We start from the raw sequence: 14076 nt of genomic DNA, 5'->3' as shown, positions 1-14076 counted from the left end.
TGTTTACCAAGGAGTTTTCCGTTTCGACTGCGCCGGAAGTGGGGCGAATTATAGACGTCCAGGATCTGCCGTCAACCTCTAATTACGCCTTTCTTGCAGAAGGTGCCTTTTTAACGATTAAACGTGGAATTCGGCGCGTTACAGGCGGCAATCTCAATACTAACAACAACGCACCTATAGAAGCGTAGATCGCCCACTCCCTCAGATCGGCGCGAACGATCCACAACATATGCAGCAACCCAAGCCCGAGAATCACATAGACCAACCGATGCAATCTTTTCCAGCGAACGCCCAAACGCCGCTGACTGTAACGATTGGAGGTAACCGCCAGCGCCAACAAACCGAGAAACCCCAGCACCCCGACGATAATGTACGGCCGCTTGCGCAACTCGATACCCAGTTGTGACCAATCAAAGCCGAGGATGAACGCCGTATAGCCGCTCAAATGCAAAACCACATAGGCGAAACACCACAACCCCAACTGCCGTCGGACAGCTATCCACCCCGACCAACCGGTGAGTTTCTGCAAAGGCGTCATGCTTAATGTAATGAGCAGCAGGACAAGCGTCCCCAACCCCAGACGATCAACCAGCACCTTTCCTGGATCAGGCCCCAGCACATCCGCCCAGGCTTGATACAACCAAAGCAGCGGCCAAATCGCTGCGGCGATAAAGACACCAATACGCCAGAACAGATATCGCATCAGTAATTCTTCCGCAGATCGAGCCCTGCATATAAAGAAGCGACTTCATCCGAGTAGCCGTTGAACATTTGCGTGTCCCGCACATTGGGCTTGAACAGACCGCTCGGCAAACGTCTTTCCCGTGCCTGCGTCCAGCGCGGGTGATCGACTGTCGGGTTCACGTTCGCATAAAAGCCATACTCATTCGAGGCAATGCTCTGCCAGGTGGTTTTCGGCTGCTCACTGACCAGGCTGATTCGCACGATGGACTTGATGCTCTTGAAGCCGTATTTCCACGGCACCACCAGACGTAGCGGCGCACCGTTCTGATTGGGCAACTCACGTCCATACATGCCTACAGCGAGAATCGCCAACGGATTCATCGCCTCATCCAGGCGCAGCCCTTCTACATATGGCCAGTCGATCAAGGCGAAGCCAGAACGCTGTCCAGGCATACTCTTGGGATCTTGCAGGGTTTCAAAGCGAATGAATTTGGCCTTGGACGTCGGTTCTACTTCCTTCAGCAAAGCCGAAATTGGAAAACCAATCCACGGAATGACCATCGACCAGGCCTCTACACAGCGAAGACGATAAATACGCTCTTCCAGCTGATAAGGCTTCATGAAGTCTTCCAGCGCATACCGCCCCGGCTTACCCACCTCCCCGTCTACCACCACGCTCCACGGTTCGGTTTTTAGCGCACCGGCGTTGGCCGCAGGATCGCCTTTGTCGGTACCGAACTCATAGAAGTTGTTGTAGTGGGTCGCATCCTTGAAAGGCGTGATTGCTTCATCCTTGACGTTGACCGCCCCCCATTTAGTGGAAGGCAGTTTTTCGGCAAACCAGGACGGCGCCTTGCCAGGCTCGACATCGGCATAACGCGCAGCATCGTCGGCACTCGCCCAGCGTGGCAGCGTACTCACAGCCAAACCGGCAACGGCCGCGCCTAATACATTGCGACGAGAAAGGTAGAGAGATTCAGGCGTGACGTCTGACTCATGACAGTCAGACGCTTTGGGGACTTTGATCAGCATGGCAACTCCGCAGCATTGGAGGACAGATGCACCCATAGACTGCGGAGTATGAGGGAAATTACATCACTCGGCTTTTTTGTGCCGACGAAGACGCAGCAGGTACTGCACCGGCCCGGAAGCCGCATAGGCGAGGAAAACCAGCAGCAGGATGCGCGGCGGATCACTGAATACAACGGCAAATACCAGCACCACTGCCAGGATCGCGACGAAGGGAACGCGCCCCTTCAAGTCCAGCTCCTTGAAGCTGTTGTACTTGATGTTACTGACCATCAGCATGCCCGCGGCGGCAACCATCAGCGCAACCAGGAATGACATTTTGGAACCCTGAATGCCGTAATCGCTGAACGCCCAGACAATTCCCGCGACCACACCGGCCGCGGCCGGGCTGGCCAGACCGATGAAGTAGCGCTTGTCGGCGGTGCCGACCTGCGTGTTGAAGCGTGCCAGGCGCAACGCCGCACCCGCCACATAGATAAAGGCGACCATCCAGCCGACTTTGCCCATATCGCCCAAGGCCCAGCCGAATGCCAGCAAAGCCGGCGCGACGCCAAAGGCAACCATGTCCGACAGCGAGTCGTACTCCGCACCGAAGGCGCTTTGGGTGTTGGTCATGCGAGCGACGCGACCGTCGAGGCCGTCGAGCACCATGGCGACGAAAATCGCGATCGCGGCAAACGCAAAATACTTGCTCGCGCCGATTGCATCACCGGCACTCAAGGCGCTCTGGGCGCTCATCGAGTTGATGATGGAATAGAACCCTGCGAACAGGTTCGCAGTGGTGAACAGATTCGGCAGAAGATAGATACCACGATGCCGGACTTTACGGCCTTCAGCGTCATGCCCTTCTTCGATGTGCTCATCGATGGGCAGAAGGCTTTCGGCGTCAGAAGCCTGCTTTGGCTCTTCGGGACGTTCGCTCATGGACATTACCTTGCAACGGGGTGGAAAGTTTCGACAGGTGTCTGGGACGACGGTTCGACCGCAAACGATGCAGCTTTATACCAGAACCGGCGGATCCAAACGAAAAAACGCGGCCTAGGCCGCGTTTTCCGTACAAGCTCGTGACTTAGTTCTTGGCTTTGTCGACGATCTTGTTGGCACCGATCCACGGCATCATGGAGCGCAGTTGCTCACCGATGATTTCGATACCGTGAGCGGCGTTGTTACGACGCTTGGCGGTCATCGAAGGATAGCCGGTGGCGCCTTCGCTGATGAACATCTTGGCGTATTCGCCGTCCTGAATACGTTTCAGGGCATTGCGCATGGCCTGACGGGACTCGGCGTTGATTACTTCCGGACCTGTCACATACTCGCCGTACTCAGCGTTGTTGGAGATCGAGTAGTTCATGTTGGCGATACCGCCTTCGTACATGAGGTCAACGATCAGCTTCAGTTCGTGCAGGCATTCGAAGTAGGCCATTTCCGGCGCGTAGCCAGCTTCAACCAGGGTTTCGAAACCGGCTTTTACCAGCTCAACGGTACCGCCGCACAGAACGGCTTGCTCGCCGAACAGGTCGGTTTCGGTCTCGTCCTTGAAGGTGGTTTCGATGATGCCGGTACGACCGCCACCAACGCCGGCAGCGTAGGACAGTGCAACGTTTTTGGCGTTGCCCGAAGCATCCTGGTAGATAGCGATCAGGTCAGGGATACCGCCGCCTTTGACGAACTCGGAACGCACGGTGTGGCCCGGAGCTTTCGGCGCGATCATGATCACGTCGAGGTCAGCGCGCGGAACAACCTGGTTGTAGTGGATCGCGAAGCCGTGGGAGAAGGCCAGAGTGGCGCCTTTCTTGATGTTCGGCTCGATTTCGTTCTTGTACAGGGAGGACTGGAACTCGTCCGGGGTCAGGATCATGACCAGGTCGGCAGCCGCTACGGCGGAAGCAACGTCAGTCACTTTCAGGCCGTGGGCTTCAGCCTTGGCAACGGTGGCCGAACCTTTACGCAGGCCAACGGTAACGTCAACGCCGGAGTCTTTCAGGTTGCACGCTTGAGCGTGGCCTTGGGAGCCGTAACCAATGATGGCAACTTTCTTGCCCTGGATGATCGACAGGTCGCAGTCTTTATCGTAGAAAACTTTCATGAATTTCCCCTTTATATCTGGCCCTCAGGCCATTCGCTAATTTGGTTTAGATGCTCAGTACTTTGTCGCCGCGGGCAATCCCGGTGACGCCACTGCGTACGGTTTCCAGAATCGAGGCAGTGCCGATCGATTGAATGAAGCTGTCGAGCTTGTCGCTGGTACCGGTCAATTGAACGGTATACACGCTGGCGCTGACATCAACGATCTGCCCACGATAAATATCGGTGGTGCGCTTGATCTCGGCGCGCTGGGCGCCGGTAGCCTTGACCTTGACCAGCATCAGTTCGCGCTCGATATGAGCACTCTCCGACAAGTCGACCAGTTTGACCACTTCGATCAGTTTGTTCAGGTTCTTGGTGATCTGCTCGATGATTTCATCATGGCCGACAGTGGTCAGCGTCAGACGCGACAAAGTCGGGTCTTCGGTCGGCGCCACGGTCAGGCTTTCGATGTTGTAGTTGCGCTGCGAAAACAGGCCGACTACACGAGACAGAGCGCCCGGTTCGTTTTCCAGAAGCAGGGAAATAATGTGCCGCATGATTAAGTACGCTCCGTCTTGCTCAACCACATATCACGCATGGAGCCGTCTTTGATCTGCATCGGGTAGACGTGCTCGCTGGTGTCAACCGAGATATCGATAACCACCAGGCGATCTTTCATGGCGAACGCCTCCTCCATCTTCGACTTCAAATCTTTCGAGTCGGTGATGCGCACGCCAACGTGACCATAGGCCTCTGCCAGTTTGACGAAGTCAGGCAGCGATTCCATGTAGGAGTGCGAGTGACGGCTGCCATAACTCATGTCCTGCCACTGGCGAACCATACCCAGCACACCATTGTTCAGGATGACGATTTTTACCGGCAAACCGTATTGCAGGCAGGTCGACAGTTCCTGAATGTTCATCTGGATGCTGCCCTCGCCTGTTACGCAGGCGACATCGTCATCCGGGAAGCTCAGCTTGATGCCCATGGCCGCCGGGAAACCGAAGCCCATGGTGCCCAGGCCACCGGAGTTGATCCAACGGTTCGGCTTGTTGAACTTGTAGTACTGCGCCGCGAACATCTGATGCTGACCCACGTCGGAGGTCACAAAGGCGTCGCCCTTGGTCACTTCGCACAGGGTTTCGATCACGGTCTGCGGCTTGATCACGCTGCCGTCGCCCTTGTCGTAAGGGAACAGACCGCGGTCACCGCGCCACTCATCAACTTGCTTCCACCAGCTGGCAACGGACTCCTTGTTCGGGGTCTCGCCGATTTCCTTGAGGATCGCGACCATTTCGGTCAGGACGCTCTCGACCGGGCCAACAATAGGCACGTCTGCCTTGATGGTCTTGGAGATCGAAGCCGGGTCGATGTCGATGTGAATGATCTTGGCATTCGGACAGAACTTGGCCGGGCCGTTGATCACGCGGTCATCGAAACGCGCGCCGACTGCAAGGATCACATCGGCATGGTGCATCGCCAGGTTGGCGGTGTAGCTGCCGTGCATGCCGAGCATGCCGATGAACTGACGGTCGGTGCCAGGGTAGGCACCCAGGCCCATCAGGGTATTGGTCACTGGCAGGTTGAGCATCTTCGCCAGCTCGGTCAGCGGCGCAGAGCCACCACCGAGGATCACGCCGCCGCCCGAATACAACACAGGGCGCTTGGCCGCCAGAAGCATTTCGGCTGCCTTGCGGATTTGCCCGGAGTGACCGCGAACGGCCGGGCTGTAGGAACGCAGCTTGGCTTTTTTCGGGAAGATATATTCGAACTTTTCGGCCGGGTTGGTCATGTCTTTCGGGATATCGACAACGACCGGACCAGGACGACCGGATTGCGCCAGGTAGAACGCCTTCTTCATGACTTCCGGGATTTCCGAAGCGTGCTTGATCATGAAGCTGTGCTTCACGATCGGCCGGGAGATACCGATCATGTCGGTTTCCTGGAACGCATCGGTGCCTACCATGGTGCTAGGCACCTGGCCGGAAATGATCACCATCGGAATGGAGTCCATGTAGGCCGTGGCAATACCGGTGATGGCGTTGGTTGCGCCCGGGCCGGAGGTCACCAGTACCACGCCGGCTTTACCGGTGGCACGGGCATAGCCGTCAGCCATATGGGTCGCAGCCTGCTCGTGACGAACCAGGATGTGGGTCACTTCCGGTTCTTTGAACAGGGCATCATAGACATGAAGAAGAGCACCACCCGGGTACCCGTAGATATATTTGACGCCTTCGTCACGCAAAAAGCGGACGAGCATCTCACCGCCAGATAAAAGCTCCACGTTGTTCACCTCTAAAACGCCAGAATACCGCCCACATACAAGAGGACGGGTCTTAATAGGTTTACTTCTCGGCAGAGCATGAGCGACGGTGGTCGCCGACTACGTCAGCACTGACTGAGCAAGTATTGGGATCGTCCCAAGTGTTGCGGGCCTTTCCCACCCAGCGCGAGGTAACGCGTTGCGGGTGTAACAGGTCGGCGCGGATGTGCGCCTCATGATCTACCGAGTGGGTCTGCTTCTGGCAGTCCCTCTACAGCGGACTTTGGATTCTTCTGTTTCGCCCATCGCAAGTCAAGCCGTCAATGTGCTTTATTGAACTAAGCGCATGAGAACGCAAGAAAAAACCTTTAAACCGCAACTGTGTTAGCTTCAATTGCGCACCCCCGATAAGGAAATGGCATGCGAACGCTCATCTTCACCGCCAGCTTACTGATCAGCCTGAGCCCTTTGTGCATGGCGGGTCAGATCTATAAATGGGTCGATGCCCAGGGCGTCACCCATTTCGATGCGCAGCCGCCCCAGGGCCGGGAGGCCACCGTCATGGTCACGCCCTCCCCGCCCATCGGCAAACCGGGCGTGCTACCGCACGGCAACGTCATCGGCGATCAAAAGGCCATCGATCACAAAGTGAAAAAGCAGGTCGCCGAGCAGCAGGCCCAGCTAAAAGTGTTCTGCGAACAGGCTCGGACGAACCTGGCTCAACTGCAGAACAATCCGCGATTGCGGGAGGAAGTCGACGGCGAGACGCGCCGCCTGACCGACCAACAACGTCAGGAGCGCATCACCGAAGCACAGAAACAGATTGCGAAAAACTGCCAGTAAGCACTGGCAGTATCCGATTCAGCGGGAAACGGTGATCAACGCGTCGAACTCTTTGAGCAAGGCCTGAAGCTGCCGATCCTTGCCTTGGACATTGCGGGAGGCGAAGACCATTTCGGCCATCTCCTGAATGCCCGATGCGTTGGGCAACGGCAGATCCTGCTCCAGGATCGACTTCATCCTTGGCAAGAAGATCCATTGCAGCCATTGCTCGAAATCCAGCGTATCCACCGAAAATGGTTCAACGCTGGAAAGCGCCTCAGCGGACGGCGGTACTTCATCCCACCAGCCCTGAACGCGCAGCTCGCGCTCGATCAACAGCAACTGTTCGGCAATCTTCGGAAAGCGAGTATCCATCACAGCGAAACCTTGGCCTTCTGACGAGCCAATGCTGCACCGGCCGGATCACCCTGTTTCTCACGGGCCTGGGCGATCAATTCCCACAGGCTGGCCTGAAGGTCCGGACGCCCATTGGCGAACGTCAGACCACGACGGGCAAACTGCTCGGCCTGTGCCGCATCACCTTGAGCCATACGTACCTGGGCCAGGCGATAAAGCACTTGCGGCTCGCGTGGTGCAACACGCTGGGCACGTTCGAGACTGGAAGATGCACCATTAAGGTCGCCACTGGCCTGTTGCTGCTGGGCAGTGGTCAACAATGCCAGGACCGGACCGTCCAGTTGTTCATCGGCGGACAGACCGCCGGAGTTCGCCGAAGGAATCCCGCTGGGCGTCGACGGCATGCTGTAACTGCCCTGATTGATCGGTGCCGACTGAACCGGCGAGGTATCAATCGGCCCCGGAGTAATCGGGCCCGGGGTAATCGGCGAAGTGCTGATCGGTGCCGAGGAGACGGCGCCACCACCCGGGACCATCACCACGACCCCGGTGTCACCTTGCGGGATCGCCTGAGTCTGAGCTTGTACAGGACGTTTCACCGTCGACTGACGGAAACCGCCATTCGCCGAAATCCGCTCACTGTTGGAGACGGCAGTGCCGGCGTCCACAACCGGGATCGAACCACGCTGTACAGTGGAGCAGCCGCTGAGCAAAGCCACGGCAGTCACCGCTGGAATCAACCACTTGTTCACTTCAAATCCTCTTTGCTTAATTCATCCAGCCCTTGACCCAATCCATCACCGATTCTGCAGGGCTTTCGCCACCGCAAGCAGCACCGGGAGGCGGTTCGCTGCCGCGAATATACGGCATCTGCACCGCGCCTGGGCAGCTGGCTTCGGAACCTTGCCCGGTACGTGAATCGACCCAGGCCTGAACAATGTTATCTGGCTGCGGCATGTCCAGTGGCAGCGGATCGGCCTTGCGCATGAAACTGGTCCAGACCTGCAACGCACCGGTGGCACCGGTAAACGGTGTCTTGCCATTATCATCGCGCCCCAGCCAGACCACGGCCAGCAGATCCTGACTGAAACCGGCGAACCAGCTGTCCCGCGAATCGTTACTGGTACCGGTCTTGCCGGCCAGGGTCAGGGTTTTCGGCAACACGTTATAAACCGAACTGCCGGTACCTTCGCGCATGACGCGCTGCATGGCGTTCTGGATCAGGTAAATGGACGCAGGATCAAATTGCTGCTGAATCTGGAACGGATAACGCTTGAGCGGCTCGCCCTCGGCAGTCAGTACGCTGCGAATCCCGCGCATCGGCGTATTGAACCCGCCGTTGGCCAGCGTCTGGTACATGGTCGCCACTTCGATCGGGGTCATACCGCCGGCACCGAGCAACATCGACGGGAACGCCGGGAATTCGCGGCTTACGCCCAGGCGTGCCAGGGTCTTCAAGACATTCGGCACGCCCACCGCCAACCCGAGACGCGCGGTCGACAGGTTGTAGGAATGCGCCAACCCTTGGTACAGGAACACCGTGCCGTGGGAACGGCGATCATAGTTCTGCGGTTTCCAGATCTGACCGTCCGCGCCTTTGACCGAGAAGTAGTCGTCCGATAGCCAACTGGTCAGCGTGTACTGGCTCGGTTTTTCAAGAGCGGTCAGATAAACCGCCGGCTTGATCAAAGAGCCGATCGGTCGCACCGCGTCCAACGCACGGTTAAAACCGGCAAAACTCGCCTGACGGCTGCCGATCATGGCCTGGACCTCTCCGGTTTCCGGGTTGGTCACGACCATCGCCGCTTCCACGTCATCGGAACCCTTGCGACCCGAAAGACGTTTGAACGTGTCGTTGACCGAGGCTTCGGCTTTCATCTGCAGGATCGGGTCGAAACTGGTGAAGATTCGCAGCCCTTCTTCGGTCAAGTCTTCGTCGCGGTAGTCTTCGCGCAACTGACGTTTAACCAGATCAAGGAAGCCCGGGAACGAGCTGTCGGCCAACTTGCCGCGAGTGGTCACACCCAGTGGCATTTTCTTCGCCGCCTCAACCTGTTCGGCGCTGGCAACGCCTTGTTCCTTCAGAACATCGAGCACCAGATTGCGCCGCTCCAGCGCCCGCTCAGGGTTGCGACGCGGGTTGTAATAGGACGGCCCCTTGACCATGCCCACCAACAAAGCGACCTGGTGCAGTTTCAGCTCGGACAATGGCTGCCCGAAGAAGAACTGGCTGGCCAGGCCGAAGCCGTGCACCGCGCGCTGACCATCCTGGCCGACGAACACTTCATTGAGGTAAGCCTCAAGAATTTCGCTCTTGTCGTAATGCAGCTCAAGCAACATCGCCATCATGGCTTCAGTGAGCTTACGGGTCAGGCTGCGTTCACTGGTGAGGTAGAAGTTCTTGACCAACTGTTGCGTCAGCGTACTACCGCCCTGGGTCATCTTGCCGCCCGAGGTGTTGACGTAGATAGCTCGGGCAATCGACTTCGGTGACACGCCCCAGTGGCTGTAGAAATCCCGGTCCTCTACGGCAACCAGGGTTTCGAGCAGATACGGCGGAACCTGATCGATCTTGATCAGGATGCGGTCTTCAAGGTTTTTCGGGTAAATCCCGCCGATCAGCAGCGGCTCCAGTCGCACCACGGACAGCTTCGCATCGTTGGTCGACGAGAGTTCGGCCACATAGTCGCCGGAGAAGCGCACGCGCACGGGCTGAGGCTTCTCAAGCCCTTCATAGAACTGGAAGCCTCGGGTGTTCAAGTCGACGGTATTGCCATTGACAGCCGCCGCGCCGGGGCCGTTGCTGACAGCTTCGCGTCGGTAGCCCAAGGCATCGAGTTCGGTGAGGAAGTCGTCCTTGCTGAGCTTTTGTCCGACGAACAGCTCGAGCGGGCGCGCGTACACCTTGGCCGGGATGGTCCAGCGCTTGCCGGAGAATTTCTCCTGGACCACGGCGTCGAGGTAAACCGCGAACCCGGCGAGCACCACAAGGCCGACCAGGCTGAGTTTAAGGGCCCAACCCAGCCAGGGGCGCATGCCCTTGGAAGGTGGTTTTTTAGGGGTGCGGGGGGATCGAGTTCGAGTCATGGCGGCGGATTATACGCACTTTATTCATACTCAACAGGAGCCCACCGAGGTTTGCGTCGGACGGACTTGCAGCCATAATGACGACCTTGAATTTTCCCCCAGACTCTGAAGGATCGCCTGTGAGCCAGTCCCTGATCGCTGCCCTGCAAAACCCGGCCCTCTACCCGCATCCCGTAGAAGGGTTCCAGGTCATCGAGACCCATATTTCCTGGGTGATACTCACCGGTCCCTATGCTTATAAAGTGAAGAAGCCGGTGAATTTCGGCTTCCTCGATTTCACCAGTCTCGAAGCTCGCAAGCATTTCTGCGGCGAAGAGCTGCGCCTGAACCAGCGCCTGACCCATGACTTGTATCTTGAAGTGCTACCGATCACCGGCAGCGCCGAGGCGCCACAATTGGGCGGCGATGGTCCGGTTGTCGATTACGCCCTGAAAATGCGTCAGTTCCCACAAAGCCAACTGCTCAGCACCCTGCAAGCCAACGGCGAATTGACCACCACGCACATCGACGAGATGGCCGCGCAAATCGCTCAATTCCACCTCAGTGCGCCGAAAGTGCCTGCCGAACACGAAGCCGGCACGCCGGACAGCGTCATGGCGCCGGTACGGCAGAACTTCGAACAAATCCTTCCGTTCCTCAGCGACAAGGCCGATCTGCTGCAACTCGAGGCACTGCAAGCTTGGGCCGAAAGCAGCTTCGAGCGCCTCAAGCCGCTGTTCGCCCAGCGCAAGGCCGACGGCTTCATTCGTGAATGCCATGGTGACATTCACCTGGGCAACGCTACCGTGATCGACGGCAAAGTGGTGATCTTCGACTGCATCGAGTTCAACGAACCGTTCCGCTTCACCGACGTTTACGCCGACACCGGTTTCCTGGCAATGGACCTGGAAGACCGCGGCCTGAAGAGCCTGGCGCGCCGTTTTATCAGCCAATACCTGGAACTGACCGGCGACTACCAGGGCCTTGAGCTGCTGAACTTCTATAAAGCCTACCGCGCCCTGGTTCGCGCCAAGGTCAGCCTGTTCAGCATGCCGGCCGAGGCCGATCCGGTGCAGCGCGCTACCACTCTGCGTCAGTACCGCAACTACGCCAACCTGGCGGAAAGCTACAGCACCATTCCTTCGCGCTTCCTGGCGATCACCCACGGTGTTTCCGCCGTCGGCAAAAGCCATGTGGCCATGCGCCTGGTGGAAGCATTGGGTGCCATTCGCCTGCGTTCGGATGTCGAGCGCAAGCGTATGTTCGGCGAACAGACCGTACCGAACGACCCGCAGGCCGGCATCTATAGCGCCCACGCCAGCGTCGCCACCTATGCCCGCCTGCATGAGGTTGCCAATGTAATTCTGCGTGCCGGCTTCCCGGTGGTGATCGATGCCACTTATCTCAAGCGCGACCAACGCGACAGCGCGGCAAAAATTGCCGAGGCCACCGGCGCGCCGTTCCTGATCCTCGATTGCGACGCGCCGCAAGCGGTGATCGAGAGCTGGTTGAAGCAACGCCAGGCGGACAACAACGATCCGTCCGACGCCAACCTGGCTGTTATCGCCGCCCAGCAAGCCAGCCGCGAGGCACTGACGCCAGCAGAAATCCTCTGCAGCAAGCGCGTCCAGACCAATGAAAGTGGCACCCTCGATACGGTCGTTGCGCAGATTCGCCAGCGCCTGCCTGGTCTGTAAGAAACTATTTCAACCGTGAAGCCCTCACCGGCTTCACGGCTGTCAAATAGTGGCACTATACTGGCGTCATAAAACCACCAGGTGATGTGACATGAGCCAGCCGAAACTTCTCGACACCCCGCTTTATGCCTTGCTGCACAAAGACGACATCACAAGCTTCAACAATGAACGCCCGAAAGATGGACCTATCGACATGGTCGGTGGTGACTTCCGCGGGCTCGATCTGCGTGAACTGAACGCCGACGGCATCGACTTCACCGATGCCTATTTTCGCTCTGCCGACTTGCGTGGCATCGACTTTCGCAATTCATCCCTGGAAGGCGCGAGCCTGGCCCACGCGCAGATCTCCGGCGCCTACTTCCCGCCAGAGCTGAGTGCCGATGAGATTCTGATGTCGATGAATTTCGGTACACGCCTGCGTTATCGCACCCGCTAAAAGCGACGTCTCACCCAGTCCAGCGCCCCCGCCTTGCGCTGGACTTTGTACTTTTTTTGCTCGAAAACTCAATTTTCCACACGCCCCTCGGACTACATGCTCCGCCTTTTCACGCCGCTTCTTGAGCTTTCCTCTTAGAAGCTTTTGCGTCGAAACCGACCAAACAATCACGCTTTTCCTACTGATGGCTACACTGCTGAGAGGCTCGCCCACGCACCATTCGGCTGTCGCAAGGAGGCTTGATGAATGATGAACTGCAACACCTGAAGAATCTTGGCAAGACGTCGGCGCAATGGCTGCATGCCGTGGGCATCCACAGTGCCTCGGACTTGCGTCGGCTGGGAGCTGTGGACGCTTATCGGGCCGTGCGCACTCGCGGTTTTCGGGCGTCCAAGGTGTTGTTGTATGCGATTGAAGGCGCGTTGATGGATGTTCACTGGAACGACATTCCCGCCGAGCGCAAGGAAGCCTTGAACAAACAGCTGGATGCTATTTCGTCTCGCCACAAGAATTGAACGGGTAATTTCACTCGAACGCACAGCCTGAAACCCAATGATTACGAGGATTTCCAGCGAAGGAATGACGTCATTCACTAATACGAGAAATCAGCGGTTGACTTGGTAATGAGAATCGCTATGATTATCACAACTGGTCGCGAGACTGGTCGATATTCTGAAAAGCCCTTGGTTCGGACTCTCAGATTATCTCCTCATCAGGCTAATCACGGTTATTTGACCCGGCTCTTGCCGGGTCTTTTTTTGCCTGTGGAAAACTCGCCTGATTCTATTGGCCTGATGGCTTGCCGAACTGTTTACGCATTTGCGCGCAGTAATCCTGCGGCGGCGTGCTGGGCGTATACCAGACGTAATCGGCCATAGCCGACGTGACCTCAGCGCCCTGCTCCGCCAGCATCAATACCGTTGGTGCCTTGGGCTCCCCCAGGTCCAGCACATGGATCGGCACCCCGACATCCTTGCGTGCGTGGAACGCGCCGGTAAACAACAGTGAAGGCATCGGTGCCGCCCGTAATCGCTCGGCTATCCGCCGGTCACGCTGTTGCTGCACGGCCAGCATCGCGGGCATCTGTGATTCAGGCAGCAAGCCGCAGTGGGAATCGCTGATCTGTGCCAGCAACTCATTCTTGACCGTCGGAGCGTTGGAGCGCGTACCGCTCAATGTTGGCGGTTTGGCATAGACAGTACGGACTTCAGGCGTGTCCAGATTGGCCGCCAGTAACGGGTACGGCTGAGTCAGGGCAAAACGAACGATCGGCCCGTAAAGATTCCAGTCCCATCCCGGCTGCCAGGCCAATGCCCCGGACAAATCGCTCGGCAGCGGTGAGGTATGCCGAACGTCATCGACGCGCTGTTGCTGAACCGGCGTCAGCATTTCCAGCAGCAGGCTGCCTTGAGGCCGTCGCTCACCCAGTGCCTGCAATAACCACAATTGCAGTTGATGGTGATCACGATTGTCATGCTGCTCGCCGACGATCAACCGCGAAGGTTCCGCCAACCGTGCAAGCAGTTCTTGCGCCGTCAGGGTCTGACCGCTGCGCAGATCCCGGATTTCGCCGCTGACCGGCGGCACCGCTACATGCTGGCAAGCACTCAGTAACAGCGCGGCCAGAAAAACCATCATGCGTGTTTTCATCCCTA

At 57.7% G+C, this 14076-nt stretch carries 14 protein-coding genes; 4 read left to right on the top strand and 10 right to left on the bottom strand.

Going from position 1 to position 14076, the window contains the following annotated elements; translation table 11 throughout:
- Positions 1 to 82: 82 nt before the first annotated feature.
- The 6 genes from msrQ to AC1RL4_RS28005 all read right to left on the bottom strand — a co-directional run bounded on the left by msrQ (position 83) and on the right by AC1RL4_RS28005 (position 6064).
- Positions 83 to 703, bottom strand: a complete 621-nt coding sequence (msrQ, locus tag AC1RL4_RS28030; RefSeq protein WP_019651010.1) for a protein-methionine-sulfoxide reductase heme-binding subunit MsrQ — start codon at positions 701 to 703, stop codon at positions 83 to 85.
- Positions 703 to 1716, bottom strand: a complete 1014-nt coding sequence (msrP, locus tag AC1RL4_RS28025) for a protein-methionine-sulfoxide reductase catalytic subunit MsrP (protein ID WP_018930219.1) — start codon at positions 1714 to 1716, stop codon at positions 703 to 705. The genes msrQ and msrP overlap by 1 nt, the downstream gene beginning before the upstream one ends.
- Positions 1717 to 1779: 63 nt before the next feature.
- The gene (gene pssA / locus AC1RL4_RS28020) at positions 1780 to 2637 is read right to left on the bottom strand and encodes a CDP-diacylglycerol--serine O-phosphatidyltransferase (RefSeq protein WP_008006914.1); all 858 of its coding nucleotides are present in this window, start codon (positions 2635 to 2637) and stop codon (positions 1780 to 1782) included.
- A 145-nt stretch (positions 2638 to 2782) separates the two neighbouring features.
- Positions 2783 to 3799: a ketol-acid reductoisomerase gene (ilvC, locus tag AC1RL4_RS28015; protein ID WP_003228216.1), complete on the bottom strand. Its 1017-nt coding sequence runs from the start codon at positions 3797 to 3799 to the stop codon at positions 2783 to 2785.
- A gap of 46 nt (positions 3800 to 3845) precedes the next feature.
- On the bottom strand, positions 3846 to 4337 hold the full coding sequence (ilvN, locus tag AC1RL4_RS28010) for an acetolactate synthase small subunit (RefSeq protein ID WP_003205610.1): 492 nt from the start codon (positions 4335 to 4337) through the stop codon (positions 3846 to 3848).
- Between the two features lie 2 nt (positions 4338 to 4339).
- Entirely contained in the window at positions 4340 to 6064 is a 1725-nt protein-coding gene (locus AC1RL4_RS28005; RefSeq protein WP_026331976.1) for an acetolactate synthase 3 large subunit, read from the bottom strand.
- Between the two features lie 399 nt (positions 6065 to 6463).
- On the opposite strand from AC1RL4_RS28005, the gene AC1RL4_RS28000 reads away from it, so the two are divergent.
- Entirely contained in the window at positions 6464 to 6886 is a 423-nt protein-coding gene (locus tag AC1RL4_RS28000) for a DUF4124 domain-containing protein (RefSeq protein ID WP_019582848.1), read from the top strand.
- Between the two features lie 18 nt (positions 6887 to 6904).
- On the opposite strand, the gene AC1RL4_RS27995 is transcribed toward AC1RL4_RS28000, so the two are convergent.
- From AC1RL4_RS27995 to mrcB, 3 genes are read right to left on the bottom strand one after another with little or no spacing between them, the layout of a single operon-like run.
- Complete coding sequence (locus AC1RL4_RS27995) at positions 6905 to 7240, bottom strand: YqcC family protein (RefSeq protein WP_019582849.1); 336 nt, start codon at positions 7238 to 7240, stop codon at positions 6905 to 6907.
- Positions 7240 to 7974, bottom strand: a complete 735-nt coding sequence (locus tag AC1RL4_RS27990) for a tetratricopeptide repeat protein (protein WP_019582850.1) — start codon at positions 7972 to 7974, stop codon at positions 7240 to 7242. Before AC1RL4_RS27990 ends, AC1RL4_RS27995 begins: the two co-directional genes overlap by 1 nt.
- Positions 7975 to 7990: 16 nt before the next feature.
- Positions 7991 to 10309 carry a penicillin-binding protein 1B gene (gene mrcB / locus AC1RL4_RS27985; RefSeq protein ID WP_028940350.1) on the bottom strand — a complete coding sequence of 773 codons (2319 nt, stop codon included), beginning with the start codon at positions 10307 to 10309 and terminating at the stop codon, positions 7991 to 7993.
- Positions 10310 to 10428: 119 nt separating this feature from the next.
- Between mrcB and AC1RL4_RS27980 the strand changes: the two genes are divergently transcribed.
- The 3 genes from AC1RL4_RS27980 to AC1RL4_RS27970 all read left to right on the top strand — a co-directional run bounded on the left by AC1RL4_RS27980 (position 10429) and on the right by AC1RL4_RS27970 (position 12936).
- The gene (locus tag AC1RL4_RS27980; protein ID WP_028940351.1) at positions 10429 to 11985 is read left to right on the top strand and encodes a bifunctional aminoglycoside phosphotransferase/ATP-binding protein; all 1557 of its coding nucleotides are present in this window, start codon (positions 10429 to 10431) and stop codon (positions 11983 to 11985) included.
- A gap of 91 nt (positions 11986 to 12076) precedes the next feature.
- The gene (locus tag AC1RL4_RS27975; protein WP_019582853.1) at positions 12077 to 12421 is read left to right on the top strand and encodes a pentapeptide repeat-containing protein; all 345 of its coding nucleotides are present in this window, start codon (positions 12077 to 12079) and stop codon (positions 12419 to 12421) included.
- Positions 12422 to 12663: 242 nt separating this feature from the next.
- On the top strand, positions 12664 to 12936 hold the full coding sequence (locus AC1RL4_RS27970; RefSeq protein WP_009050884.1) for a TfoX/Sxy family protein: 273 nt from the start codon (positions 12664 to 12666) through the stop codon (positions 12934 to 12936).
- Positions 12937 to 13204: 268 nt separating this feature from the next.
- Here AC1RL4_RS27970 and AC1RL4_RS27965 read toward each other — a convergent pair whose 3' ends face one another.
- Entirely contained in the window at positions 13205 to 14071 is an 867-nt protein-coding gene (locus AC1RL4_RS27965; protein WP_028940352.1) for a ChaN family lipoprotein, read from the bottom strand.
- Positions 14072 to 14076 lie beyond the last annotated feature (5 nt).

This window comes from Pseudomonas sp. GW822-FHT07A10, assembly GCF_058798795.1.
Note: the sequence above shows the minus strand (reverse complement) of the source record. Positions and strands in the feature narration are given on the sequence as shown.

What these genes read in the sequence shown, in the direction of transcription:
- mrcB (WP_028940350.1), bottom strand. Translation starts at nt 10,309, where the DNA reads ATGACTCGAACTCGATCCCCCCGCACCCCTAAAAAACCACCTTCCAAG.
- msrP (WP_018930219.1), bottom strand. Translation starts at nt 1,716, where the DNA reads ATGCTGATCAAAGTCCCCAAAGCGTCTGACTGTCATGAGTCAGACGTC.
- ilvC (WP_003228216.1), bottom strand. Translation starts at nt 3,799, where the DNA reads ATGAAAGTTTTCTACGATAAAGACTGCGACCTGTCGATCATCCAGGGC.
- AC1RL4_RS27970 (WP_009050884.1), top strand. Translation starts at nt 12,664, where the DNA reads ATGAATGATGAACTGCAACACCTGAAGAATCTTGGCAAGACGTCGGCG.
- msrQ (WP_019651010.1), bottom strand. Translation starts at nt 703, where the DNA reads ATGCGATATCTGTTCTGGCGTATTGGTGTCTTTATCGCCGCAGCGATT.
- pssA (WP_008006914.1), bottom strand. Translation starts at nt 2,637, where the DNA reads ATGAGCGAACGTCCCGAAGAGCCAAAGCAGGCTTCTGACGCCGAAAGC.
- AC1RL4_RS27975 (WP_019582853.1), top strand. Translation starts at nt 12,077, where the DNA reads ATGAGCCAGCCGAAACTTCTCGACACCCCGCTTTATGCCTTGCTGCAC.
- AC1RL4_RS27995 (WP_019582849.1), bottom strand. Translation starts at nt 7,240, where the DNA reads ATGGATACTCGCTTTCCGAAGATTGCCGAACAGTTGCTGTTGATCGAG.
- ilvN (WP_003205610.1), bottom strand. Translation starts at nt 4,337, where the DNA reads ATGCGGCACATTATTTCCCTGCTTCTGGAAAACGAACCGGGCGCTCTG.
- AC1RL4_RS27965 (WP_028940352.1), bottom strand. Translation starts at nt 14,071, where the DNA reads ATGAAAACACGCATGATGGTTTTTCTGGCCGCGCTGTTACTGAGTGCT.
- AC1RL4_RS28000 (WP_019582848.1), top strand. Translation starts at nt 6,464, where the DNA reads ATGCGAACGCTCATCTTCACCGCCAGCTTACTGATCAGCCTGAGCCCT.